The 25,288-nt window shown below is 53.2% G+C and carries 22 protein-coding genes; 6 read left to right on the top strand and 16 right to left on the bottom strand.

Translation table 11 applies throughout. The annotated features are described in order from the left end of the window. Positions 1–9: 9 nt before the first annotated feature. From ACOQPU_RS18390 to ACOQPU_RS18400, 3 genes are all read right to left on the bottom strand, one after another. Positions 10–1,578: a serine hydrolase domain-containing protein gene (locus ACOQPU_RS18390; protein ID WP_420641288.1), complete on the bottom strand. Its 1,569-nt coding sequence runs from the start codon at positions 1,576–1,578 to the stop codon at positions 10–12. Between the two features lie 206 nt (positions 1,579–1,784). After that, the gene (locus ACOQPU_RS18395; RefSeq protein WP_420641289.1) at positions 1,785–2,141 is read right to left on the bottom strand and encodes a hypothetical protein; all 357 of its coding nucleotides are present in this window, start codon (positions 2,139–2,141) and stop codon (positions 1,785–1,787) included. Beyond that, complete coding sequence (locus ACOQPU_RS18400) at positions 2,138–2,695, bottom strand: RNA polymerase sigma factor (protein WP_420641290.1); 558 nt, start codon at positions 2,693–2,695, stop codon at positions 2,138–2,140. The genes ACOQPU_RS18395 and ACOQPU_RS18400 overlap by 4 nt, the downstream gene beginning before the upstream one ends. Before the next feature lie 180 nt (positions 2,696–2,875). Here ACOQPU_RS18400 and ACOQPU_RS18405 point away from each other — a divergent pair, with 180 nt between their 5' ends. Then, positions 2,876–3,280, top strand: coding sequence for a DUF6249 domain-containing protein (locus tag ACOQPU_RS18405; RefSeq protein ID WP_420641291.1), 405 nt, complete (start codon positions 2,876–2,878; stop codon positions 3,278–3,280). A 519-nt stretch (positions 3,281–3,799) separates the two neighbouring features. Here ACOQPU_RS18405 and ACOQPU_RS18410 read toward each other — a convergent pair. From ACOQPU_RS18410 to ACOQPU_RS18425, 4 genes are all read right to left on the bottom strand, one after another. Beyond that, positions 3,800–4,228: a putative toxin-antitoxin system toxin component, PIN family gene (locus ACOQPU_RS18410; protein WP_420641292.1), complete on the bottom strand. Its 429-nt coding sequence runs from the start codon at positions 4,226–4,228 to the stop codon at positions 3,800–3,802. An 8-nt stretch (positions 4,229–4,236) separates the two neighbouring features. Further along, entirely contained in the window at positions 4,237–4,521 is a 285-nt protein-coding gene (locus tag ACOQPU_RS18415; protein WP_420641293.1) for a type II toxin-antitoxin system Phd/YefM family antitoxin, read from the bottom strand. Between the two features lie 98 nt (positions 4,522–4,619). Continuing rightward, positions 4,620–5,390, bottom strand: coding sequence for a class I SAM-dependent methyltransferase (locus ACOQPU_RS18420; protein ID WP_420641294.1), 771 nt, complete (start codon positions 5,388–5,390; stop codon positions 4,620–4,622). 24 nt (positions 5,391–5,414) lie between these two features. Further along, on the bottom strand, positions 5,415–7,211 hold the full coding sequence (locus tag ACOQPU_RS18425) for a hypothetical protein (RefSeq protein ID WP_420641295.1): 1,797 nt from the start codon (positions 7,209–7,211) through the stop codon (positions 5,415–5,417). A 311-nt stretch (positions 7,212–7,522) separates the two neighbouring features. On the opposite strand from ACOQPU_RS18425, the gene ACOQPU_RS18430 reads away from it, so the two are divergent. The 4 genes from ACOQPU_RS18430 to ACOQPU_RS18445 all read left to right on the top strand — a co-directional run bounded on the left by ACOQPU_RS18430 (position 7,523) and on the right by ACOQPU_RS18445 (position 13,050). After that, the gene (locus ACOQPU_RS18430) at positions 7,523–10,744 is read left to right on the top strand and encodes a tetratricopeptide repeat protein (RefSeq protein WP_420641296.1); all 3,222 of its coding nucleotides are present in this window, start codon (positions 7,523–7,525) and stop codon (positions 10,742–10,744) included. Positions 10,745–10,888: 144 nt separating this feature from the next. Then, on the top strand, positions 10,889–11,860 hold the full coding sequence (locus ACOQPU_RS18435) for a 4Fe-4S binding protein (RefSeq protein ID WP_420641297.1): 972 nt from the start codon (positions 10,889–10,891) through the stop codon (positions 11,858–11,860). Positions 11,861–11,871: 11 nt separating this feature from the next. Next, positions 11,872–12,453, top strand: a complete 582-nt coding sequence (locus tag ACOQPU_RS18440; RefSeq protein ID WP_420641298.1) for a DUF998 domain-containing protein — start codon at positions 11,872–11,874, stop codon at positions 12,451–12,453. Between the two features lie 3 nt (positions 12,454–12,456). Continuing rightward, positions 12,457–13,050: a PadR family transcriptional regulator gene (locus tag ACOQPU_RS18445; RefSeq protein WP_420641299.1), complete on the top strand. Its 594-nt coding sequence runs from the start codon at positions 12,457–12,459 to the stop codon at positions 13,048–13,050. On the opposite strand, the gene ACOQPU_RS18450 is transcribed toward ACOQPU_RS18445, so the two are convergent. From ACOQPU_RS18450 to ACOQPU_RS18460, 3 genes are all read right to left on the bottom strand, one after another. Continuing rightward, positions 13,047–13,583, bottom strand: coding sequence for a GNAT family N-acetyltransferase (locus ACOQPU_RS18450; RefSeq protein WP_420641300.1), 537 nt, complete (start codon positions 13,581–13,583; stop codon positions 13,047–13,049). The genes ACOQPU_RS18445 and ACOQPU_RS18450 overlap by 4 nt on opposite strands. A 75-nt stretch (positions 13,584–13,658) precedes the next feature. Then, complete coding sequence (locus ACOQPU_RS18455) at positions 13,659–16,664, bottom strand: protein kinase domain-containing protein (protein ID WP_420641301.1); 3,006 nt, start codon at positions 16,662–16,664, stop codon at positions 13,659–13,661. A 183-nt stretch (positions 16,665–16,847) separates the two neighbouring features. Further along, entirely contained in the window at positions 16,848–17,051 is a 204-nt protein-coding gene (locus tag ACOQPU_RS18460) for a hypothetical protein (protein WP_420641302.1), read from the bottom strand. A gap of 197 nt (positions 17,052–17,248) precedes the next feature. Between ACOQPU_RS18460 and ACOQPU_RS18465 the strand changes: the two genes are divergently transcribed. Continuing rightward, positions 17,249–18,082: a serine/threonine-protein kinase gene (locus ACOQPU_RS18465; protein ID WP_420641303.1), complete on the top strand. Its 834-nt coding sequence runs from the start codon at positions 17,249–17,251 to the stop codon at positions 18,080–18,082. A gap of 6 nt (positions 18,083–18,088) precedes the next feature. Here the strand turns inward: ACOQPU_RS18465 and ACOQPU_RS18470 are convergent, their stop codons facing one another. The 6 genes from ACOQPU_RS18470 to purE all read right to left on the bottom strand — a co-directional run bounded on the left by ACOQPU_RS18470 (position 18,089) and on the right by purE (position 25,283). After that, on the bottom strand, positions 18,089–18,955 hold the full coding sequence (locus tag ACOQPU_RS18470) for a shikimate dehydrogenase (protein ID WP_420641304.1): 867 nt from the start codon (positions 18,953–18,955) through the stop codon (positions 18,089–18,091). Beyond that, positions 18,952–19,548, bottom strand: a complete 597-nt coding sequence (gene purN / locus ACOQPU_RS18475) for a phosphoribosylglycinamide formyltransferase (protein WP_420641305.1) — start codon at positions 19,546–19,548, stop codon at positions 18,952–18,954. Before purN ends, ACOQPU_RS18470 begins: the two co-directional genes overlap by 4 nt. 77 nt (positions 19,549–19,625) lie before the next feature. Then, positions 19,626–21,950, bottom strand: coding sequence for a phosphoribosylamine--glycine ligase (gene purD / locus ACOQPU_RS18480; RefSeq protein WP_420641306.1), 2,325 nt, complete (start codon positions 21,948–21,950; stop codon positions 19,626–19,628). A 51-nt stretch (positions 21,951–22,001) separates the two neighbouring features. Beyond that, complete coding sequence (gene purF / locus ACOQPU_RS18485; protein WP_420641307.1) at positions 22,002–23,495, bottom strand: amidophosphoribosyltransferase; 1,494 nt, start codon at positions 23,493–23,495, stop codon at positions 22,002–22,004. Between the two features lie 56 nt (positions 23,496–23,551). Continuing rightward, positions 23,552–24,769, bottom strand: coding sequence for a 5-(carboxyamino)imidazole ribonucleotide synthase (locus tag ACOQPU_RS18490; protein ID WP_420641308.1), 1,218 nt, complete (start codon positions 24,767–24,769; stop codon positions 23,552–23,554). Positions 24,770–24,782: 13 nt separating this feature from the next. Beyond that, complete coding sequence (purE, locus tag ACOQPU_RS18495) at positions 24,783–25,283, bottom strand: 5-(carboxyamino)imidazole ribonucleotide mutase (protein WP_420641309.1); 501 nt, start codon at positions 25,281–25,283, stop codon at positions 24,783–24,785. Between the last annotated feature and the right edge of the window lie 5 nt (positions 25,284–25,288).

Genomic DNA, 25,288 nt, shown 5'->3' on the forward strand with positions numbered 1-25,288 from the left:
AATCCAGCATTAATTTTCCGTGTCAGAAGTAGATGATAACAATAATCCTTCAGCCAAATCGAAGGTCAACTGGAAAGCATCTACATTGGTATCACTGTTTACTTGGACGGCTATTCCAAGCTGATGTTCTGGGAAGTAGAGTATACGCGACGTATAGCCGGGAAATGTTCCTGAATGACCGTAAGCCAACCCAAATGGGGTTTCCCCTACATTAACGCCCAAACCGTAACGTGTGTTATTGGGTGAGGTAGATTGGAGCATTTCCTCGAGATATGGCTTGGAAACGGCCGTTCCCCCATAAAGCAACCAAGCCCAACGAGCCAAATCACCAGCATTGGCGACAAAGCCACCCCCTGTCCATTCAGTTGCCGGATTAAAGAGCATCACCCCCTCAGACACTGTTTTAACCGGCAAACCAAGCGGATTATCTTCAGCCAGATAACCGGGAACAAGAGCGGGAATATCACGCCGATCCGCAGGCACGATATTGGACAGTTGAAAGGGGGTCAGAAATCGCTGTTCAATCAGTTCATAAAACGGTTTTTGGGTCGCTTGCTCAATCACCATTCCCAAAAGGATATAGCCTGTATCAGAGTAATTGAAGCCCTCGCCCGGGGGAAACAGCGGTTCTTTGTCCAAGGCAAATGCTACAAGCTCTTCTGGCAAAAAGACAAAATCTTGGTCTAGCTTTTCCATCTGACTTAAATCATTGATCGTCGCAATGTACGATGGATCATGCACGTGATCGATGATGCCGCCACTGTGATTGAGCAACATGCGCACAGTGAGCGCATCGTGATTGGGTAAGCGCGAAAACCAATGCTCATCTCCTAGCCACTTGCTAATGGGATCGTCTAACCTGATCACTTCCTCTGCCGCCAAGTTGAGAATCAAAGCGGATACAAATGTCTTGCCCACACTGCCTGCTAGCATCCTTGCCTGAACTGGCATGGGTGTATTGGCTTCAACATCGCTGAAACCTGCGGCGAAAACGGCCGATCGCTCATCGCTGTGGTAGTAAGCAGCCACAATCCCCGGCACATTCTCCTGTTCAAATAGTGCGTTGAGCGTTGCTTCAAACCGAGCCGCCAGCTCCAAAGGGGGCTGGGTGGCAATATCTACAATCGGCACAGGTTGTTCATTATGAGGCAAACCAGCCGCCGCTACAGGTTGTGCAGACCAAGTTAGGGTGAAGACGCTAGTGCCATCTTCCTTTAGAAATTCCATCGTCCCTTCCATAAGCTCGCTGCCTGCCTGCCCCTTAAAAGCATTTTGTACTTGTCGGCCCCCCTCATCCTCAAACCAGAAGTGGAAAAAGATGTTTTCTCCCTCTAAATGCCCCTCAATTTCTGTATCACCCAGCGACCATTGCCAGATACCAGTGAGAGATTTCTCCTCCTGTTCCAACAGCAGGATGGCATCCATCAGAGGCTCACCGTTTGGCTGAACAAGCGTAACCTGCCACTCTCCAGCTACTTCTGGCATGTTACTTATGAGGACATCAGTTAAGGATTCTGCTTTACTATTGCAGGCCACTAACAGGAATAACACAAAAAACCATAAGTATTTAATGTTCATTTAGTGGCTCCTTAATCCTAAATCATAGCCGCCTGAAAAATTTGTCGGAGTCAAATTGATTGTCCGAATTCCTTGGATACTGGGCATGTGAAATTGCTCATTGTTACTCCCGTTATTATCGAATTGGCGTTGCCAACGAAGTTGGTTTATGGGGTCGAGCATACGATAGTTCATAATTAAGTCTCCAAAACAATCGGTAGGGAAATTCACGAACGATATAAACGTCGGCCAAAAAACATATAATGAATGGCACTCATCAGACCAAGTTCTACTAAAGCCAGAGCCAAACCCAGTGAAAGCCATTTGCTTGCCAACGTGAGGTCCGCACTAGGGATAAGACCTTGTCGGATTACCAACCACAACAAGCCCAGCATCACAGCTACCAACAAAGCCAATACACCTTCCGACCACCATAATCGAAAAGGTTTTGAGACAGAGCTGCGATTGGGAAATTGCAACATTACGCGGCCGACAACACGTTCTGGCAATGGTTCTTGGGGTAAATCAGCCAAAACCCGGTCGAGAATAGTTTCAATTTCATCAATTTTCTGTTGAGATGTCATGCGCTTACACCTTCCTTTAATAAATGACGCAGTGCTAGTCGCAACTCACGCCGCGCCCGAAAAATACCCGTCTTTACTGTCCCCAAGGGCATCTTTGTCACCTCAGCGATTTCAGCGTAGCTCATGCCTTGCAGGTGGCGCAAGGTGATCAACAAGCGGTACTTTTCTGGCAAATCCTGTACAGCTGCCAACATTTGTTGCTTTAGCTCCTCTGCCAATAAAATGTCAGGGATTGACGGCTTTTCGTCTCTCACGTTTAGCAGCACTCCATCCTCTAATAAATTCAATTCCCGTTTTAGTTGTGGCAACTTCTGATAACATAGATTGATCACGATACGGTACAACCAAGTACGGAATTGAGACTCACCGCGAAAGGTGGCTAATGTTTTTAAAAGTTGCAAAAAGGTTTCTTGAGTCACATCTTCTGCATCTTTCTGATTATTAAGGGTGCGTAGAGCCAAGTTATAGACAAATTGACCATGCAGCCGCATCAGTTGCTCAAAAGCGGCTGCATCACCTTGTTTAGCTCGTCGAATCAGTTCCTTTTCTGTCATGACGACCATTGGATACAATCAAATGGTAAAAAGTTTCAAATTCGTCAATCTGAAACTTTTTCGGCCGTTTTTCATCTAAAAACCGAACACAATTTAATGGAAAAACATGTTGGTTAATTGGTGACTTAACCTTCTCAATCAACCAATCAACTCCAAATCACCGATTATAGGAGACATCTCATGAATACAACTGAAGTCGTAATCTTAGCGATTGTAACCATATTTATTTTTGTCAGTATTTTTGGCTTTTTGGCCTATCTGCGCTATTTGCAATATCGAGAAACTATCGAACTGGCTAAACAAGGAATAAGAGACAAAAATCAAGAGCGTCGCAATAACAGCCGTAATTATCGCACTTTTGGTGTTGTTGTCACCGCTTTAGGTGTGGCCTTCACGTTGGGTCTATTGCCGATTGTTATTGCAGATGGCTTAGAAAGTGGGCCTATATTGCTGGCGGGATTGATTCCCATGACGATTGGCGTGGCACTTTTGTATCTGGTGCGACTTGAGCGGGACGATCCATTTCTACCTGACGAAGTGGATGATGATGACGACGATATGAGTATTCCACCTCATAAAATATAATTGTTATTGCCACGACTGATGGACGCTGGTTTCTGTTCGGCCGAATCGTTCAAACTCTGTAAATCTCAAATCCGTTTCATATGTTAGTTGATTTGAATTTATCACCCTATGAGAATACACTCGCAGCATCCTCATGTTCCGCCTTGGACACCTCCGAGTCGCACGCTATCCATTCGCAATTCAAGTATGCTATTCTGAGAAAAGTTGGTCTTCACTGACTGCCAAACTCGCGTGAATTTGCGGCAACATCATAACAATTCAAAACTTCGTGGCAAGATAGGCGATGCCCGACGCAGGCAGAGTTTGGTTTTTTGGGCAATTAATGAGGGGTGGGGCGTGGATAGTTATTTGTTGGCTGGTTAGTTAACTGTGAAGCGGTATCATAAATGCTTCCCAAGCATTTAGTCTGGGTTCGGTTTCTGCCTGCCGGGAGTGATGGGTGTTGTTGTGGTTGGGGAAACGGCCGTATCACCATTTTGAACTCAAAGTGTTAGGCAGGTTTGTGGGGAACGGCCGTACCTAACCGCCTTCCATCTCCAATAAAGCCAAAAATGCAGCAGGAGTCAGGATATTTATTCCTCTGTAGCTGCCAATATTCAATAAGTGATTGTCTCCAGAAACAATATAAGCAGCACCCCCAGCAACGGCACATTCAAGATAGCGATTGTCAGACTCATCAGCAGTGACGATGGCTAATTTTTCTAAAGGCTCTGTCCAAATTCCTTGTTCAGAAATCAGCTCCACAAATTCAAGACGGTTTTCACGGATTTTTCGGTATTTTTTCTGTAGCCGCTCGTAGGCAGTAACCCGCAAGACCTCATCCACAATCGGCTGAGAAAGCAACACGTCAAACTCGCCAATCAGCCATTTTTGAATAATCGTTGTTGGATTTCCCCGACTGGTGATTAAGGCACTGATATAGATGTTGGCATCAAGGACGATACGCATAGATAGGATTACTTAGCCTGGCTTTGTTGGTTCCGAATTGCTTGCTGCGCTTCAAGCACGTCCTGCATCACCTCATCTGGATTCGCTTCAGGATTAGCTGACTGCACTTCATTAATAAGCTCCAATAATCGGGCACGCTGTTTTTTCCAGTTTTCATAAATTTCAACAGGCACAACAGCCACGGCCGGTTTGCCATGACGATTGATGACATACTTGTCCCCTCGATATTGGACTTCATCAACAATTGACCGAAATAGGTCTCGCGCTTTTGTAACACCGATTGATTTTTCCATAATTGATACCTCTAAACTCAAAGTATTGGTATTCTGTACGTTTTGTACAATATAGGCAATGTATCATTAATGTTTGGCAAAGTCAACAGCGAAAACCATTAGTTACGTCGAGCGATAAAGATCATCTCCGGGCTGGTGGTAACGAATGGTGTATGATCCCAGTTGCCGTAGAGGTGGGCGATGGTGAAGCCAGCATTGTGCAACGAACTGGTTAGCTCTGCCAGAGTGCGAAAGCGCAGTTCACTGTCCACCACCAGCTTCTCCCCTGTGGCTGTGAAAATGTTGTGACCCTGGAAATGAACACGCCTGCACTGAGCGGAGTCGAAGTGGCTGTTCTCCACCCCAACCACCTCCACCCACGTTTCCATCAACCCATGAGGTGAACCATACCGAAAAAATGAATCTTCGCGGTTCCACCGTTCCCAGCCCCGCGCTTCCGGGTTTCGGCTCTCAAAAGCCAGATAGCCGCCAGGACGCAGCGCGTTGTAGATGTCTTGCAGCGTATCGTCCCACTCGGCATCATCCAGAAAGACCTGGGCGACGTGGCTGGTCATAATCAGCAGGTCGGCTTGAGGTGTGACCAGCATTTTGGACGTGCCTTCGACCCACTGCACCCGCTCTGCCCCCGACTGAAGCTGCGCGTAGGCAAGCATGGCACTTGCTGGATCAATGCCGACGACGGTACGGCCGTCTACCATCGCCAATTCCCTAGTAAACAACCCTGTACCACAGCCCAAATCCAAGATGTGGCGGGCATCGAGTTCAGCAGCAAGCTCGACGTAAAAGTCGGTGTCTGCCCCGCGCGGATTTTCTATGTCGTACAGGTCTACCAGGCGCGGTTCTGTGTAATGGAGGTCAAGTTTTGTCATTGTCAAAGTATAACATGGGCTGTTTTATGGCGACCAGACGGCAAACCAGACGCGGTCTGCGGCCGTTTGCCCTACGCCATTTAGATTGCCAGCCAAATCACCCATCACCAATTCCCAATCGCCCCGGTTGCCGACTGCCATTAGAAAAGCGTCATTCGTTAGCCAGACGACTCTACCCACCTCGCTATCCAGCAGCACCTCTGTGCCAAGCTGGTTTGGTTGAGCAATGCCCACAAAATTGTGATTGTCGCTCACATAGGTCGCCCCGCTGTACAGAAAGTGGGTTCCGGCTGCATTCCAACCCGCCACCCGGATCGAGTTGGCAGACCCAAAGGTGGTCGGGTTACGGCCGTCGCCTTCAGCCAGCACAAGGTATTCTGTGTGGGTGTTGTCTAGCCGTTCAAACACATAGCCAAGATTGGCCTGGGTGTGATTCCAACTAGGGTGGGGGTCCAGGCTGAGGCTGGGAATGGTGCCAACTTGTACGGCCGTACCGTTTTCTGGAATGTGGTACAGTGTCGCCTCAGCATCCTCTGGCAAAATGTCGGCTGGAGCAATAGCGGCGTAAGCTGTACGGCCGTCTGGCGACCACTGTGCCCAAGGTGCCCATTCAAACTCGCTGAAGGTGACAACAGTGGGGAAAGTGAGCACCTCTTCTACATTGCTGCCATCTAAATTGACCCGAACGATACTTTCCGGATTGCCAAAAAGTAAGCGTGTACCATCTGGGGAGAGCGCGAAGGTATAGCCCGCCGTGCCAGCGGCAAACTGCTCTGTCAGCGTGCCATCTGTGCTTACCAGCCACAAATCTGCCCGATCTTCAACAAATCCCGATTCGACACTTCTGTTTAGCGTGTTAAAAGCAATGGTTTGGCTGTCTGGCAGCCAGGCAAATTGGTACACGACATTGGTAAACCACGCATCAGCGGGGTAAGGCAGCGTGGCTAAATCGAGCAAAATCTGGCGATAGCCAGATGGGGAAACAACACCCAGCTTATTTTCTCTGGCACTGTTGATCACAAAAGCAATCTGCTTCCCATCGGGGGAAACCAAGAGCCGCGTGACGTTTTCAGCGGCAACCAGTTGTCTGGGTTCGCCCAAAATTGGCTGAGACTCGCTGTGATCTAAAGCGATGAGCCAAATGCCGTCTGCATCGTTGTACATGAAGTAACTGCTGCTTTCCAGGTGCACTTTTTCACCCGTGCGCAGATCATATTTGACTAAACCAGGCGGCGGGGCATCTGGCGGCGGAGTGAGGCAGCAAGAGTTGATGCGTTGGTAGACAAAGGATAGCCCGTCTTCTGCCCAGGTGACATTGTTGAAATTTAGAAAATCCCATGGCCCGGTGATGAGCTGCTTTTCTGTGCCGTCTGCCCGGAAAAGGTAAAGGTAGTTATCGCCTTCGATGCAAGCAGGGATGACCAAAAAATGTTCATAAGTGGGCGCGTAGACAATCTCAGCAGGGATGTCTGGGAAGCAGGGCAGTCCCTCGGCCTGAATATCTAGCACAACCTGGTCTTCTAAGTAGATTTTGCCGTCGTCGCTGGCCGTTGCCAGGGTGATGGCCGGGGTTGCGGTCGGCGTGATGGTGGGTGTGGGTGGCGCGGCCGTTGACGTGATAACAATATCCGGGGTGGGCGTAGCCGTTGCTGGTTGCACTGTTGGTTCAGGCATTGGTGTGTTGGTGGGCAAGGCTGTTTCTGTTTCGGCCGTTGTTGGTGAGGCAGTAACGGCCGTTTCGGCCACCGGTTCAAGATTTGGAGCGCAGCTTGTAACCAGCATCAGGCCAAACAAGACTGCTATAAAAAAATAATGCTTCATGATTCGTTCCTTTAACTGAGAATCGGTTTACTCCATCTGTTCATGCAGATAGAGACATAGTGCCGGAACAGTGCTAAAGGTCTGGGTTTCTTTTGAGTGGACATGCGTAATTGACAGTCGCCAGGGATCTGTTTCGCTATCACGCCATAGCCGTACCAGAAACGCTTTGTTGTTCACTGCCCAGCTAGACAGCTTTGTTATTTCATCACCGTTACCTGACATAGTTAGCAGTATACGCGGCTTGCGTAGCCAAATCGTTCCCAAATGTTTTTGGCGGTCAAAATTTGCCCTTTGTTCGTATAATGGGGGGCATGACCCAGCTCAATTTAATGTTGTTTGGTGGCTTTGCAGCTTCCATTGCTGGCAAAGCCATCACCCAATTTCGCACGGACAAGATGCGTGCGCTGCTGGCTTATTTGGCAATGAATGGGGAACGGCCGTTTCGGCGTGAACTGCTGGCGACCTTGCTCTGGCCGGACTGGTCAGATGAAGCTGCCCGGCGTAATCTGCGCCAGACACTGCATCGGCTGCGGCAAATGCTGGATAAGCTGGCTCCCAATTTGGGCAAAGATTTATTCACAACCACCCGACAGACGGTGCAGCTAAACGGTGCGGTCGTCTCCCTCGACGTCGCCCACTTTCAGCACCATCTGCAAACCATCGAAACCCATGCCCACACCAGTTTGCAAAGTTGCTCCCACTGCCTGGAACGGATGCAGCAGGCGGCTGCCCTTTACCAGGGCGATCTGCTGGCAGGATTTAATGTCAAGGATGCCTTTCCTTTTGAAGAGTGGCTCATCGTTCAGCAAGAGCAGCACCAGCAGCAGATGATGGCGCTGCTAGATAAATTAGCCCTGGCTTTTACCCAGCGGGGCGATTATGGGCGGGCGCAGCAATATGCCAGCCAGCAGGTGAGTATGGCTCCCTGGCGCGAATCGGCTCATCGCCAGCTCATGCGGCTTTACATGCTGGAAGGGCAGCGCGACAAAGCCCTGGCGCAGTATGAAAGCTGCCGCACTTCGCTGCTGCAAGAGCTGGCCGTAGAGCCTTCGGCCGAAACTACCCAGCTTTGGCAGCAGATAAAAGAAGATCGCTTTGAAACGGAAACGGCCGCTTCCCCTAACACAGCAATCTATGGCTTTCCCACACAGCTAACCCCGTTTACCGGACGGCAGGGACTACTTTCCCAAATCATGACTCGGCTGGATGATGCCAACTGTCGGCTGCTAACACTCATTGGGCCTGGCGGTGTGGGCAAAACACGCTTGAGCATTCAGGTTGGGCAGGTATTAGCTCATGCGCCGCAGCGGTACAAAGATGGTGCTTACTTCATCCCTCTGGCGGCCGTAACCGACGAGGTCATGCTGGTGACGATGATTACCCAAAGCCTGGGCATCCAGCTAAGTGAGCAGATGCCGCCCAGGCAGCAGCTGCTCACTTATTTGCAAGACAAATCACTTCTATTGGTCTGTGATAACTTTGAGCAGGTTTTGGCAGGTGCAGTTTTGCTGGGCGAGATCATTACCCAAGCGCCCCAGGTGCAGCTACTGGTCACCTCGCGGCAGCCACTAAACCTTCATGCCGAATGGCGACAATCCATCGGCGGACTCGATTATGGTCAGGGCGACTCGTCAGAAGCGGTGCGCTTTTTCCAGCGCAGTGCGCGGCGGGTTGCCCCACATTTTCAATGGCGGGACGAGGATTTAACGGCCGTTTTGGAACTGTGCCGTCTGGTAGATGGGCTGCCGCTGGCTCTGGAGCTGGCCGCCGCCTGGACGCGCCTGATGGACTGCCCCACCATCCTGCGTGAAACGCAAAAAAGCCTCGACTTTTTAGCCTCGCCGCTGGCCGATCTGCCAGAACGACACCAGAGCATTCGCGCCGTGCTGAACCAATCATGGCAAATGCTGCCCAGCCGCCTGCAAACCATTCTGGCGCAGCTTACCCACTTTGCCGGCAGCTTTTCCCTGGATGCAGCCCTGTCCATTGTGCCCGATCTCTCAATGCTGGATTTGGCGACGCTGCTGGATCGCTCTTTGCTCCAGTGGCAGCCAAACGGCCGTTACGCCCTGCATGAGCTGTTGCGCCAATTTGCCGCCCAGCAATTGCCCGATGCGCCGCTCGCCATTGCCCCACAGCACAGCCGCACCTATTTAACCTTTCTCACCAATCAGGAAGCCGTGCTTGTGGGTGCAGACTCACCAACGGCCGTTGCCCAGATCAGGTACGAGCTAGACAATATTCATCTGGCTTGGCATACGGCCGTTGCCCAGCACGAGTGGGATGCGCTGCAAAATGGTCTGGAAAGTTTAGCCATCTACTACACCCTGACAGGCTACCTGCCAGAGCTAGAAACCTTGCTGAACCAAACCTTAAATCAAATCCAAATGGCCGATGTACCTCTTGGTTTTTATGGCAGTCTGCTGGAAAAAGTAGCCATTATTTATACCCGACAGGCGCGATATCCAGAGGCCACGGACACCGCTCAAAAGCTGCTCGAACTGGGCAGCCAAGAGCTAGACATGCGAGCCCAGATCATTTTGGGTGAGCTACATCTGTTGAAGGGAGCGTATGAGGCGGCAAGGGGTGCTTATGAAACGGCCGTCTCCTACTTCAACAATACGCAAAACACCGCCAGACAAGCGCAGCTCAGCAACCTGATGGGACATCTGGAATATCTACAGGGTCACTTTGATCTCGCCCTGGCACAGCAGCAACAAGCCCTGGCACGTAGCCGCGAATTGGACAACATCGTACTGCAAGCCAAGGTGCTGCTGGACATGGGCAATGTTTACACGGCGCAAAGTGACGCCAATCAGGCACTGGATCATTTCCAGCAAGCCCTGGCAATCAACCAGAAAATCAATCATCGGGACGGGATTGCCCGCACCCTGCACAGCATGGGGCGCATTTACTTGCAGCAAGGCAAAAATGACGCTGCACTGACCTGTTTTCAGCAGGCATTGACGCTCACTGAAAAGATGGGACTGCGCCGTGCCGTCAGCTTAAGCCTGAACAGTATTGGCATTGTGTATAAACGGCAGTCGCGCTACGCAGAAGCCACTGACTACTATCAACGAGCCCTAAAAATCAATCGAGAGCTGGGCGTTCAGGCAGAAATTGCCAACAACTTGAGCAACTTAGGCAACGTCTATGTCCATCAGAAGCAATATGATTTAGCTGAACCCAGCTTCAAAGAAGCGGTGCAAATTGCCGAAGCCATTAACCATCCAGAAGGGCTTGTAGGCCATTTGGGCAATTTGGCCGTGCTGTACAAGGTGCGTGGCGATTGGCAGGCAGCCTTGCCCATTTTTGGACGCGCCATTCAATTGGCCCGTCAGCTCAAGGCAAAGTATACGCTGGCTTACCTGCTCATTGTTTATGGGGAGCTTTTGCTGGATTGGGAACGGCCGTCTGAAGCGCAATCTTTAGCTACAGAGGGTTTGCAACTTGCCCAAGAAATTAACGCCGCCGATCTGATCACCAGAGGCCAGCAGTTGAGCAGACAGCTTTTGGGAGCAGACGGGTTGTAGAGGAACGGCCGTATTAGCTGACTGCATCTACATGACAAACCACACCTTGGCTCATGACATTGCTCACTAGAAGCAGCCTCATGTTGGACATATCCTATATAAAATGATATAGGACATATCTTATATAAAAGAGGGCGAGCAATCATGAGAAGATTCACACTTACTCTGGATAAACAGTTTAGCTGGCGAAAATTGCTGCTTCCTGGCCTGACGGCGGGCACATTTTGGACGCTGGCAATTGTTTTGTACGGCGTTACGGGAGAGCTTTTCCCACTCATCAACTTTGGCTATTTGGGCACCGCCCTGGGCATTGGCCTTGGTTTGTATGCCGTCCTGCCCAAGCGACAAAAGCCTATCGGGCGGCGGGTTTCGCTGCTGCTGATTGGGCTGTACCTGTTCATTTTTGTGGGGCTGGTGGGTCAGGAGAACATCCAGATTGAGGGGGTTTGGTGGAGCTTGATCAATGGCACGTTTTATGCGGCCGTTTGGCACTACGTCGTCGCTAAAATTGTGGGGCCACTGCTCTTTGGGCGGCTCTGGTGCGGCTGGGCCTGCTGGTCGGTAATGGTCTTTGACCTGCTGTCGTATAAGCGACCTGCTGGGCGACTGCCGGGGCGGTGGGATTGGCTGCGGTACGGGCATGTGGCTCTGAGCTTGGCTCTAGCTTGGATTTTGTGGCAGGTTTTTGGTATACAAATTGGCACCAATTCTGGCGCAGCGATTAGCTGGTTTTTGGTGGGCAACGGACTTTACTACGTTGTGGGCATTGGATTGGCCGTAGCACTCAAAGACAATCGCGCCTTTTGCAAATATGTATGTCCGGTGGCCGTGCCGCTGAAGCTCACCAGCCGCTTCTCATTGCTAAAAGTGAGTACGGCCGCCGAGCTGTGCAACGATTGCAAAGCGTGTGAAAAAGTTTGCCCGATGGACATTCAGATTACCGATTATGTCCATGCCAAACAGCGCGTGCTTTCTACAGAATGCACCCTATGCCAGACCTGCGTCACGGCCTGCGCCAAAGATGCGCTCAAGCTGTCGTCAGGTTTTGATCTGGGTGGCAAAGAGTCATTGAGGCTGCGGCCTACTGCTATTTCGATTGCTGAAGGAGTAGAATGATGAGCCACCTGATGAATCACACATCCTGGCAACGGCGAACGGCCGTATCCCTCCTCATCCTCTCTGCACTGGCACTGCTGCTGGCCCCAAGCCAAATGCCAGCCAGCTACGATTGGCTGCAACACACCACCAGCGAATCGGCGGCGCAGGGGGTTGAAGGGGCGTGGTTGGCGCGCCTGGGCTTCATGATTTTTGGCCTAGCGGTGATGTGGCAAACGTCGCTTCTGCATAAGCCGTGGGCACGGCCTGTGCGCCTATCTCACATGGCGTTCGGGGTGTGTATGGTGGGAGCGGCCGTATTTTCGTCAAAACCGTGGCTACCAGAACTGCCCTTTGATCCGGTTGAGGATTGGCTGCACTCGTTTGCCGCTTCGGCAATGGGTTTTGCCTTTGCCTTGGGGATTATGATGCGGTGGTGGAAACGGCCGTGGCAGTCTAAAATGCGGCTGCTAGACATGATTGCCGTGGCTGCTTCAGTTGCTATTCCACTTTCAATGAGTCTGTTACCAGAGTGGGACGGTCTTTTGCAACGCATCATGTTTGGGATTGCGTATGCGTGGTATTGGCTAGAGTTAGTTGTGCAGGAGCGTTAAACGATGTCTTTGCGTTATGCGATTTTGGGAATTCTGAACGTGATGCCGATGACAGGCTACGATTTGAAACATCAGGCGTTTGACGCCACAGTGCGGCACTTTTGGCCTGCCGACCAAAGCCAAATTTACCGCACGCTGAACAAGCTGGCGGAGGATGGCTTGGTCACGGTCACGGTGGAGGCGCAAGCAGAACGGCCGGATCGCAAAGTGTATGCCATCACGCCAGCAGGGCAGGCAACACTAAAGGATTGGTTAACATCGGATCAGGCGGTACCGATACTCCGCGACTCGCTGCTGGTGCAGCTCTTTTTTGGCCAAGAACTGCCGCGCGACGAGCTGCTGCGCGTGGTGGCGGGTCGGCTGGCACAGCACCAGCAGCGATTAGCGATCTTTGAGCAAGTTCCTATCCCCCCAGCCGACTCTCGCCCAGATGACCGCTGGCTGGCACTCCAACATCTCACGCTAGATTTTGGTCTGGCACTGGAGCGAGCATATATAAGTTGGCTAGAGCATTGCCAAGAAGTAATTGCGGCAATGCCAGACGCAGATGAGGTGCCTGATTTTCGGGATCGGTTTGATGCACCGACTGAGGATTAACCATATTCATCTTCCAGGATGCTCATGATGATGGCATTTTGGTAACGGCCGTTCCACAACAGCACATCCCGCCGTACCCCCTCTTTTTTAAACCCTACTTTTTCATAGATATGCTGCGCTCTGGGATTGAAATCATACACTTCTAGCTCGATGCGGTGCAGCTTGAGCGTCTGGAAGCCAAAATCGACAATCAGCTGCGTGGCTTCCGTGCCGTACCCCTTGCCAAATAATGTCTTGCTGGCCAACGCAATGCGAAAGCTGGCGGAACGATTGTGCCAATCAATCTCATTGAGCACTACTTCGCCCAGGTAAGTGGGGTCATCCTTCAGCGTAATGGCATAATCCACCCGGTCATCTGCTTGCGCGATGCGCTGGCAATGTTGCCGCACCTGCTCAAAAGTGAACGTTTGCTGCGTGCCAGTCAAGCGCATACTTTCTTCATCGGCCAGGCTGGCAAACATAGCGGCCGCATCATCAACGGTGATGGGGCGCAAGACGATGCATTCTCCGGTTAGAATTGGTTTCGTTAGCATAGAATTTGTACCTTGACTACGAATTGTAACGACTACTGCGCAGACGTGCGATTTCGACTGATCGAGAACAAGAAATTAGGTGTTGGGGTCTTTTGTTGGCGTGAAGGTTGGTGGTGGGCTGGCCGTAAATCTGATTGTTGACGTTGGCGATGGCAGCGGCGTGTTAGTGTTGGTGGGCAGCGGCGTATTGCTGGGTGTGCTGCTTGGGATTGGCGTGCTGGTGGCAGGGAGGGGGGTTGCGCTAGCTGTGGGCAAGCTGGTTGGATTGGGTTGGGACGTAGCTGTGTTGGTAGCTGCTGGCGGGGAATCGGTTGCGCCGGGCTGCGGCGTCACGGTTGGCAGCGGCGTGACGGATGCCGTAGGCTGCGGCGTTGGCGTGGGAGATGGTATTTGGGTTGAGAGCGGGGTGGCGGTTTGGGTACCGGCAGTTTCTGTGGCGGCGATCACCGTTTCCACAATGGGTGGCAACGTTTGGGTTGGCGCGGGTGTGGGTGTGGGGCAAGCAACCAGAGTTGGTGCCAGATCGCAATACAGCGTTTGGCGAGCGGTACTCAATGTGGTGATGTTGGGTCCTTCGGTTGTGGCATACCGCCCGGCTGGGAGCTTCAACTGGCGGTTCTGGCTATTGCGAAGCAGGCAGCTTCCAACGAAGCAATCTAACTCTAACACGGCCGTTTCTGCATCATAAATGACGCCAGCCACATTGTGGTCTGTGGATAGCAAGGCCATCGCGTTGGTCGGAACCTGCAATTCAAAATCGTGGGGGTCTGCATTGTTGTAGTGGATGAGCAAACGGCCGTTTGTCAAAGAAACTTGTGTTGCCGTCGCATCATCTACGCTCTGGTAAACGCCGTTTAGCATCAACTCGGCTTCTGAGGCCAAATACAGCTCAGCCCCGTCGGAGAGCACCACGCCCATGCGGTCACCGCCGGAACGGATGGCGGCATCGGCCCCAATTTGCACCAAATCGCCGGCGCGGGCAGCTTGCCAACTGGTGCTGCCGCTGGGTCGGAACTCCGCCCCCTCTCCGGCGGCAAAAATGACGGCAAAGCCGGGATCAGGTACTTGCTCAGGGGCAATAAGCGGAGGAATTTGGGTGGGGATGGCAGCCTGGGCTGGGTTGTTTACGGCCGTTGCCGTTAAGCCAGTCAGAATTTGGGCAATTTGGGTGGCTGTGCCGGGTGGCACAAAAACCCCAGCTGGTTGTGGACGGCTAGACATGATCAGCAGGAGCGCAATCAGCAACACGGTGCCCACGGCGGCAGTCGCCATCTGGAACGGCTGTCTCAGGTGGATGGGTACGTGCAGTTTGGTGCCGGGTGCTTGCAGCACAACGGCCGTTACATTGTCGGTGACCTGACGGGCTACGGCATCCTGCACTAAAATTTTGGCTGCATCCACAGGCGCGTTTTCAGACAACACGCGCCGGAACCGCCGTCGCCACTGCCGCTGGTGCGGCGGCAGCAAGCCATCGGAGCAAAGCAGCAGGCGATCATTGGCTTGCAGCTGCAACCCCTGATTTTTACGTGCCTCTGCTTCACTTTCGCTACTTTTTAGGTACAGGCTTAAATCAACCGTTAGGTCAGGCTGTACACCGATGGCACTGCTGTGGCCGGTTTGACCATTGCTGTAACTAGCCTGCCCGTTGGTGTTCATCATGGCTGGTGGCACGGGTCTATTTAGCTGGTGCAGTTTTCGGTTTCGCAACAAGAAAATACGGCCGTTGCCCACGTGAGCCATAAACAGCCGATTATCATGAATAACCACCAGAGCCACCATTGATTGCATGACCAATGGCTCCCGGTGCTGCTGTGCAACTGAGAAGAGCGTGCGATTGGTTTGCTGCAAAGCGACTTGCAACATCTCCGGAATATCGTGTGGAACGGCCGTTTCCGACTGCTCAATCCGGTTGAACAACTCATTGATGACCAATTCTGCTGCCAGATGCCCATGCTGCTGGCTGCTGCTGCCATCAGATACGATGGCCAGCAATAAATGTAAGCCGCCGACCGTTTGCACATTGCCCACCCGCATTCGATCTTCTAGCGTGCCGCGTGTGCGCGACCGACCAATATCCTGCTTAGTGCCATAATCTGCCAGCCACAGTTGTAGCCATTCGGGTAACTCTGGCTGGTTCTCGCTGCTGCCGCTCAGGCTACTCCAGGTAGAGCTGCCGCTTTCAGAGTCTGGCTGCAAAATAATAGGCGGTGCGTTGGTGAATTGAACCGGGGGCAGCGTCTCTACCTCGGCTGCTTTTACAAAAGGTGCTGTCAGCTCGGACGCTCTGGCAAAGCGATCTTCACGCTTTTTGGCCATCGCCTTGGCAATAACGGGGCTGATCGATTCTGGCAAGCTAAGGTTCAGCGTGTGTACAGCCGGAACAGGGTCTGACAAATGCATGAGGGCGATGGGCAAACGGCCGTTTGCCGAAAAAGGCAGCCGCCCGGCCAGCATTTCAAACAGGATAACACCAAGAGCGTAAATATCGGTACGGCCGTCCAAATGGGGTTGTGCACGAATTTGCTCGGGGCTCATGTAGGCAGGCGTGCCCACCATGCCATCGTTGCGGGTCAGCGTGGTGTACGTACCTTCGGCAAATTTAGCCAGGCCAAAATCTGCCAGGTACGCCTTGCCTTGTGCGTCAAACAAAATGTTCGATGGCTTCAGATCGCGGTGAATAATTTTGTGAGCGTGGGTGGTATCCAGCGCCGGGGCAATTTGGTTCAGAATCGCAGCCACTTCCTGGAGGGCAAGCGGCGCGGCGCGCAGCTTTTCTCGCAAAGAGCCACCCTCCATATAGCGCATTACCAAATAGGGCTGTTCATCTTCCTCGCCAAAGTCGTACACTGGCACAATAGCAGGGTGATTGAGTGACGCCACCATGCGGCTTTCACGCTTAAAGCGAGAGCGCAAATTTTCATCGTAACTGCGATCTTTCAGCAGCAGCTTAATCGCCACCGGTCGATCTATAAACGGATCGAAGGCAAGGTAAACGACGGCCATACCGCCACGGCCCAGCAACGACTCGATTTCATACCGGCCAATCTTGCCAGGTAGAGATTCAGGTTTCGATAAGCTCATGAAAAAGACAAAGTGCCTTTATGGTAATCGGCCAAGATCATGGCTCAATACATTGAAATAGTTCTTGCCGATCACGCAGGGCTATGGGCATATTGGGTATAAGCGCTCGAATTCGCAGACGAATGATATTGTAACAAAGAATAAAAGCCGCTGCCTGTAGCTTAATGTACTATACAGATTTGGTTATGCAGGGATGCTGCTTAGTATGACGCCCAGGGCCAGACCCGCCAACAGCAGCAGCAGACAAAATAAACCTGCCAACCCGCGGGTCATATTATCGGCATCACAGGTGGATAGCGCAAAGCGCAAGGCACTCCAGAAGAGCAGGACGCTTAGCATGATCCCTGCGCCCCACAGAACCAGTATGGAATTGAGAGTCAAATTCATCACGCACCTCCAGACTTGTCACGGATTCAGACAACAATCCACTGCTAGCATACAAGACCCTGCCCTGGCAAACCCGCCATAAGGCCGATAAGAACCCGACAAAATAACAACAGAGGTCCCTTTTTGGAAGAATGTCCTATATCGACAGTAGTGTTGATTTGGTAGGATGAAATAATTGATTCAGTTAGAGGAAATTGATGGCGAAGATTGGTCGCTACGAAATTGTAGAAGAGCTGGGCAAGGGCGAGATGGCATCTGTCTATCTGGCGCGAGACCCGTTTATCAAGCGAGAAGTTGCCATCAAGGTGCTGGCTTATGAATTGACGCAAGACCCACTGTTCATCAAATTTTTCTACCAGGAAGCAGAAGCCATTGCCTCGCTGGAGCACCCGACCATTGTGCCCATTTATGATTTTGGCCTGCACGGCGTACAGCCATACATTGTGATGCGCTATATGCCGAATGGTTCTCTAAAACGCCGCTTGAAGCGGCGCGGCCTGAACCGGCAGGAGCTATGTGACCTGATGGGCCGGCTGGCAGAAGGGTTGGATGAAGCACACGCGCTGGGGATTGTCCATCGGGATGTGAAGCCTTCTAACATCATGTTTAACCAGACAAACGATGCGTTTTTAACGGATTTTGGCCTGGCCAAATTTACGCGGCGCAAAACGGGCATGACCGGGGTGCTGTTGGTGGGAACGCCAGAATATATGAGTCCAGAGCAGGCCCAACGGTTGCAGGTAGACGGCCGTTCCGATGTGTATGCACTCGGCGTGATTTTGTACCTCATCCTTACGGGGAAGCACCCGTTCCGAGCCTCTTCGCCGTCACGGATCGCCTCGGCGCATATTAACGCTCCTATTCCCAGTGTGCAAGCTATCATTCCTGAACTGCCTGGCATGTGGGATGAAATTATTGGCCGGGCAATGGCCAAGTTGCCAGAAGCTCGGTATGAAAATACGCAAGCCTTGGCGCGCGACGTGGCGTTAGCCACGCGGGGGCAGTGGCATCTGCGGGCTGTGCAGGTGTAGGTGCGGTTAGGTGTGAGATTGTTCGATGGCTTGGCGCATAACGGCCGTATCTGGCTGCTGTCCGGTCCATAAAGTGAACGCTTTGGCCCCTTGCTGAATTAGCATTCCCAGCCCGTTGGGGGCGTAGCAGCCAGCAGCCTCGGCCTGTTGCATCAGCCGGGTGCGCCGGGGGTTGTACACCAGATCGTAGACGACGGCGTTTATGGGGAAAGGAAGGTCGTCGGGCCAAGGTGTTGTTTGTTCGTTGGGGGTCATGCCCAGCGGCGTGCTGTTGATGATGAGTGGCGTGGCGGTGCTAGTGGCGATTTCTGGCAGGTGCGCCAGCGGTAGGCTGGTGAGCAAGCCGTTTGGGAGGTATGGACCTAAATCAGCCGCCAATTTGTTCGCCTGGGCAATCCGCCTGGCCAAAATAATCACGCGCGCCCCAGATTTTGCCAATCCGTAGGCGACCGCCCGGGCCGATCCACCTGCGCCTAGCAGCAAACAATCTCGCTGTGCCACTGGCACGTTGTGTGCTTGCAAATCGGCCAAAAAGCCAGACCAATCGGTGTTGTGCCCGGTGAGACGGCCGTTTTCTTCCACCACAATCGTATTCACTGCACCAATTGCCTGTGCGCCCGGTTCCAGTTCATCGAGCAGGGGCATAACGGCTTGCTTGTGCGGTACGGTTACGTTGACGCCCCGGAAGCCGAGCGCGGCCAGGCCAGAAACGGCCGTTGCCACTCCATCTGGCGGCACGGGCAAGGGGACATAGGCCCAGTTCAGGCCCAAGGCCTCGGCGGCGGCATTGTGCATGGCTGGGCTGAAGCTGTGAGAAACAGGCCAACCAATGAGGCCAATGAGTTGGGTTTTACCGTTGATTCTGCTTGTCATTTTGTTAATAAATCCTGTACGGCCGTTACCAAAAGCTGATGCTCTGCCTGGTGCATTCTGGTTTCTAAATCTGCCAGGCTGTCTGTAGGCAAAATTGGCACCTCAGCCTGAGCAACAACGGGTCCAGCGTCTACTTCCGGGATGGTGAAATGCACCATGCAGCCGGTATGGGCAATTTCGCCGCGCTGGTAGGCGTCGTAGGCGCGCTGGATGGCGTGGGTTCCCGCAAACTGCCCCGGCAGCGCAGGATGCAAGTTGATGACTTTGTGGGGGAAACAGTTCAAAAAGGTGGCACTGAGGATGTGCATCCAGCCAGCAAGCACGATGAGATCGGGTTGATACGGCCGTATCAATTCCGCCAAATCCGCATCATACTGTTCCCGTGACTTGCCTGCGCCCCGGTACGGTTTAAATGGAAAGTAAGCTGTCGGCACACCAGCCGTTTCTGCACGCACCAGCCCGTACGCTTTTTTGCGATTAGAAACGACGAGGCTGGGAACGGCCGTTATCGTCCCAGCTTCAACCGCATCTAAAACTGCCTGTAAATTACTGCCCGATCCAGAAATTAAAATCACTAAACGAGGAAGTGCCAATGAATTCTCCAGAAGTTTTTAACGCAGAGGTGCAGCGGCGCAGAGAAAAATCCGCGTCATTCGCGCTTGTCCGTGTCCTATTTCTCAAAAATGACGCCATCGATTCCAGTAACTATTTCACCTACTAGCACAGCTTCGGGAACGGCCGTAATTGCCAAACCAACTTGCTCTCGCGGCACAACTACCAGCATCCCAAGACCCAGATTAAACACGTGTGCCATTTCATCGTGGCTAATGTTGCCCTGCTGCTGAATGAGATTGAAGATGGACGGCACAGACCAGCTGCCCGGTAGCAGCCGCGCCCCAAGCTCATCGGGAAAGATGCGCGGTGGATTGTCAATAAGTCCCCCGCCAGTGATGTGTGCCAGGCCGCGAATATCGATGTTTGCTGCTCGCAGTGCTTGCACTTCAGGCAAATAGCTGCGGTGGGGTGTGAGGAGTGTGTTGCCGATGGTGTTGTTGAGTTGGGGATGAACGGCCGTCCAATCTAAATTGGTCAATGCCCGCCGCGCCAGTGTAAAGCCGTTGGTGTGCAGGCCGCTGCTGGGCAAGCCCAAAATCAGATCCCCCGCCTCGATGCGTGAGCCATCAATAATTTGTTCACGATCAACCAGCCCAACCACCGTGCCGACTAAATCCAATTCACCTTGCTGATAAACGCCTGGCATTTCGGCCGTTTCGCCACCTAACAGAGCAATGCCAGCTTCTCGGCAAGCTGCGGCAATGCTGCTTACCACCGTGGCAATCTGCTCCGGGTCTAGCCTGGCCGAAGCGACGTAATCAAGGAAAAAGAGCGGCTTGGCACCCTGCACCAAAATGTCGTTAATGCAGTGATTGACAATATCGTGACCGATTGTATTCCAGCGGTTCATGGCGGCAGCGACCATCGTTTTGGTGCCTACGCCATCTGTCGAGGCGACAAGCACTGGCTGGCCCATCTCTTTGGCTGCGCCGATGTCAAACAAGCCGCCAAAGCTGCCCACGCCAGACAATACTTCGGGGCCAAAGGTGCTGTGAACGGCCGTTTTCATCAGTTTTGTTGCCCGATTGCCAGCGTCTAAATCTACACCCGCGGCGGCGTAGGCGGAGGGAGATTGGAGATTGGAGATTAGAGATTGGGCTGAATCTCCAATCTCTAATCTCCGATCTCTACCTATATCTTTACGGAAATGCGCCCCTTCAAAATGAATTTGACTTACGCTAGCGTAGGCTTTGGAGACGGCCGTTGCCAAATCATCCCCTCGCGCCGCGACGGCCAGCACCCGACCGCCGCTGGTGACGATTTGTCCATCTTTTTGGACGGTTCCGGCGTGGAAAACCATCACACCCTCTGGCAAATCAGCTAATCCACTAATGGGCAATCCTTTGGGATAGCTGCCAGGGTAGCCGGGGGCGGCCATGACGACGGCGGCGCAAGCACCGGGGTGAAACTTGACCATGTCTGTTGTGAGACGGCCGTTTACGCAAGCCAGCATCACCTCAATCAGATCGCTTTCTAGCAAAGGTAGTACCACCTGCGTTTCTGGGTCGCCAAAGCGACAGTTAAACTCGATCACCTTGGGGCCAGCGGCGGTGAGCATTAGCCCGGCATACAGCACGCCCACATACGGCGTACCGCGCGCCGCCATGCCGTCGATGGTTGGCTGGACGATGGTTTGCATGATGTGGGCAATGAGCGCGGCGTCTACGTCTGGTGGTGGGGCAAAGGCACCCATACCGCCCGTGTTTGGGCCTTGATCGTGGTCGTAGGCCCGTTTGTGGTCACGGGCCGGGGTGAGGGGAACGGCCGTTTTGCCATCCGTTAGAACCAGCAAAGACAGTTCCTGGCCGTGCATCCGTTCCTCAATGACCACTTCCGCACCAGCTTCGCCAAATGTGCCATCCAGCATCATCTCTTTTAACGTAGCTTCTGCCTGCGCCAAATCATCACAGACCACCACGCCCTTGCCTGCTGCCAATCCACTGGCTTTTACAACGATGCCATCTGGTAGGGGCGCTTCGCGAAGCGCCCCTATGGCTGTTTCGTAGTTGGTGAATGTTTGGGAAACGGCCATAGGAATCCCCAATTCGTGCATAAACCGCTTGGCAAACGCCTTCGACGCTTCCAGCTGCGCTGCCGCCTGCGTCGGGCCAAAAATAGCCAAGCCCGCTGCCTGGAACGCATCCACAATCCCCAACGCCAGCGGCACCTCCGGCCCCACTACCGTCAAATCGATCTGCTTTTCCTGGGCAAAGTTGAGTAGCTCATCGATGTCATCAGCCTTGATGGGGATGTTTTGGGCAGAAACGGCCGTGCCCGCATTCCCCGGTGCTACAAAAATCTGAGCCACCCTACCCGACTGGTTGAGCTTCCAAACCAGGGCGTGCTCTCGTCCGCCCCCACCAATAACCAAAACCTTCATCACACTCCCCCATTAACCATTTACAATTAACCGTTCATTATTCACAAGTCATTACCCCCACATATCTTCAAAAATGAGCTTTTCCCGCTCTCTATCGTCGTCAAAGAGCCACTCTGGAATTTGGATGGGATACTCCCCGGAGAAGCAGGCGGTGCAGTGACCCGTCTGCTGGCGAATGCCGGAGGTGACGGCCTCTACCATCCCTTCGTGGCTGAGGTAGGCCAGGCTGTCTGCCCCGATGCGCTGGCGAATCCCTTCAATATCCAGTTGGTGGGCGATAAGGTCTTTGCGGGTGGCCATGTCGATGCCCATAAAGCAGGGATGGCGCACCGGCGGCGAGGAAACGCGCACGTGTACTTCTTTGGCTCCACCGTCACGAATAAGCTCTACAAGCGGTCCTGCTGTATTGCCCCTCACAATTGAATCGTCGATGAGAACTACCCGCCTGCCCTTTAGATTGGCTTCTAGTGGATTGTATTTGATGCGCACACCTTCTTTGCGCAGTTGGTCATCGGGTTGGATGAACGTGCGGCCGATATACCGATTTTTAGTGAGTCCTTCGGTAAAGGGCAAGCCAGACGCCAAACTAAAACCAATTGCAGCAGGGGTGGCCGAATCGGGCACGCCTACGACGACATCGGCGTCAGCAGGGGCTTCGCTGGCCAAGATGCGGCCCAGCCGCTGGCGCACTTCGTGGATGACCTGGCCTTCAAACACAGAATCTGGCCGGGCAAAGTAAACGTATTCAAAGATGCACAGGCCGCGCTGCTGCGATTTAACGCCTGTGAATGAGGTGATGCCTTCGTGGTCCAGCCGCAAAATCTCACCGGGCATGATTTCGCGCAGGTAGTCCGCGCCAATGGTGTGCAGAGCGCACGATTCGCTGGCGACGACGTAGCCGCCATCTTCTAATTGCCCCAGGCATAACGGCCGTAAACCCAACGGATCACGCACCGCATAAACCGCCTCACGGGTCAGAATCGTGAGCGAGTACGCGCCTTCAGCCACGCCCATCATGGCGCGTAAACGGGCAACCCAACGATCATTTTCTTTGCCATTGCCGTTGGTTGGCGTCCAGACGTCGGCGGGGGCGGCCAGCATCTGGGTAATCACCTCGCTGTCGCTGGTGGAGGATAGCCCCACGCCTCGCTTGAGCAGTTGGTGGCGCAAATGCAGCGCGTTGGTGAGATTGCCATTGTGCGCCACACCCAGCGGGCCGTAAATCGTCTCAATCAGGTAGGGCTGCACGTTGCGCAGGTGCGAACCGCCGGTGGTGGAGTACCGATTTTGCCCAATGGCCATGTGTCCCTGCAACGGCCGTAAATTTTCCTCATTAAACACCTGTGAGACCAGGCCCATCCCTTTGTGGCTAAAGGCGGAACGGCCGTCGCAGCTAGCGATACCGGCACTTTCTTGCCCGCGATGCTGGAGGGCGTACAGCCCAAAAAAAGTCAGCCGCGCTACTTCTCGTCCCGGTGCATACACGCCAAAGACGCCGCACTCGTCGTGAAACTTGTCGTTTTCGTGAAAATCAAGGTTGTCCATAATGTTCTCTCCGAGAACAGAGATTGGAGATTAGAGATTGGCTAAAAACATAATCTCTAATCTCCAGTCTCCAATCTCCTCCTGGCTTTTCTAACTATCTTTTCTGCTTCACCTACGCTGTCTGCCAGCGCAGTAAGATGCCCCATTTTGCGGCCGGGGTGGGCGGATTTTTTGCCGTACAAGTGGAGTTTTAGCTGGGGGTTGTTGAGGACGGCCGTCCAATCCGGGGAAATATTATCCGCAGATTTCGCAGATTGACGCAGATTTCGCTCATCTTTTTTCCTCTGCGCCTCTGCGTCTCTGCGTTGAACATCCCACAAATCCCCCAATAAATTTGCCATCGCCGCCGGGCGCAGGTAGCTGGTGTCGCCCACAGGCAAGCCGCAAACAGTACGCATCTGCTGCTCAAATTGGCTGGTCACGCAGGCCTCAATGGTGAGATGGCCGGAGTTATGTGGGCGCGGCGCGATTTCATTCAGCAGTAAACGGCCGTCGCTGCACAAAAAGAACTCCACACATAAAGCCCCTACCACATCTAGCGCGGTCAGTACCGTTTGCACCATCGCCTCCGCTTGGCGAAGCACCTGCGGCGGCACGTTAGCCGGGGCAACGGAGACATCTAAAATGTGGTTGTGGTGGGAATTTTCGATGAGGTTGTAATGGGCGATACGGCCGTTCACGTCCCGCGCGGCCACCATTGACACTTCCCGCTCAAATGTGACCCAGCCTTCCAAAATGCAGTCCACTTCGCCCACCGCTTGCCAGGCAGCTACAGCTTCATCTGGGTGGTTGATTTTGATTTGCCCCTTGCCGTCGTAGCCGGAAACGGCCGTTTTCAACACCGCTGGACAACCAATGTCAGCTAAACTTGCTTGCAACTCAGCTAAGGAATGAACAGAGGCAAAGGGAACCGTTGGTAATCTGTTATCGGCAAAAAAGTTCTTTTCGCACAGACGATTTTGGGCCACGCGCAGTACCTGCGTGCCGGGTCGCAGCGGCACGATAGCGGCACACGCTTCCGCCGTGGCCAGTGGCACGTTCTCAAACTCGTAAGTCACCACGTTCACGCTCTGGGCAAACTCTCGCACGGCGTCCAAATCGTCGTAGGCGGCCACAAATTCCCGGTCGGCCACCTGCCCGGCGGGGGAGTTGGCTTCTGGTGAAAAGACGTGAATGTGGTAGGAAAACGGCCGTGCGGCCAGCGCCAACATGCGGCCTAACTGGCCACTTCCCAAAACCCCAATTGTTGAACCCGGAAAAATTGCGTGTTTCATCGCTTCGTTTTGCTCATTTTTTGCTCAGCGGTAGCTGGCTCTCTAAGATTGTTTTGGTTTGGGTTTGGCGGAACTGGTGCAGCTTTTGGCGGAATTCGGGATGCTGGTTGCCCAAGATGGCAATCGCCAACAACGCTGCATTTTTTGCTCCGGCTTTGCCAATTGCCAATGTACCCACTGGCACGCCACCGGGCATCTGCACAATGGAGAGCAGCGAATCCAGCCCGTTGAGCGCGCGGCTTTGCACGGGCACGCCCAGCACCGGCAGCACCGTTTGCGCTGCCACCATGCCCGGCAAATGAGCCGCGCCACCCGCCCCGGCAATAATCACCTGCAAGCCCCGCGCCTCGGCACTTTGGGCATACTCAGTCATCTTCCCCGGCGTGCGGTGTGCGGAAACGACTTCTGCTTCGTGCGGTACGCCAAACTGCTCCAGCGTTTCCACCGCGTGGCGCATCGTCTCCCAATCCGATGTACTGCCCATGATGATACCTACTAATGGTTGCTTACTCATAAAGA

Origin of the sequence: Candidatus Leptofilum sp. (assembly GCF_965223285.1) — a bacterium.
GTDB lineage: Bacteria > Chloroflexota > Anaerolineae > Promineifilales > Promineifilaceae > Leptofilum.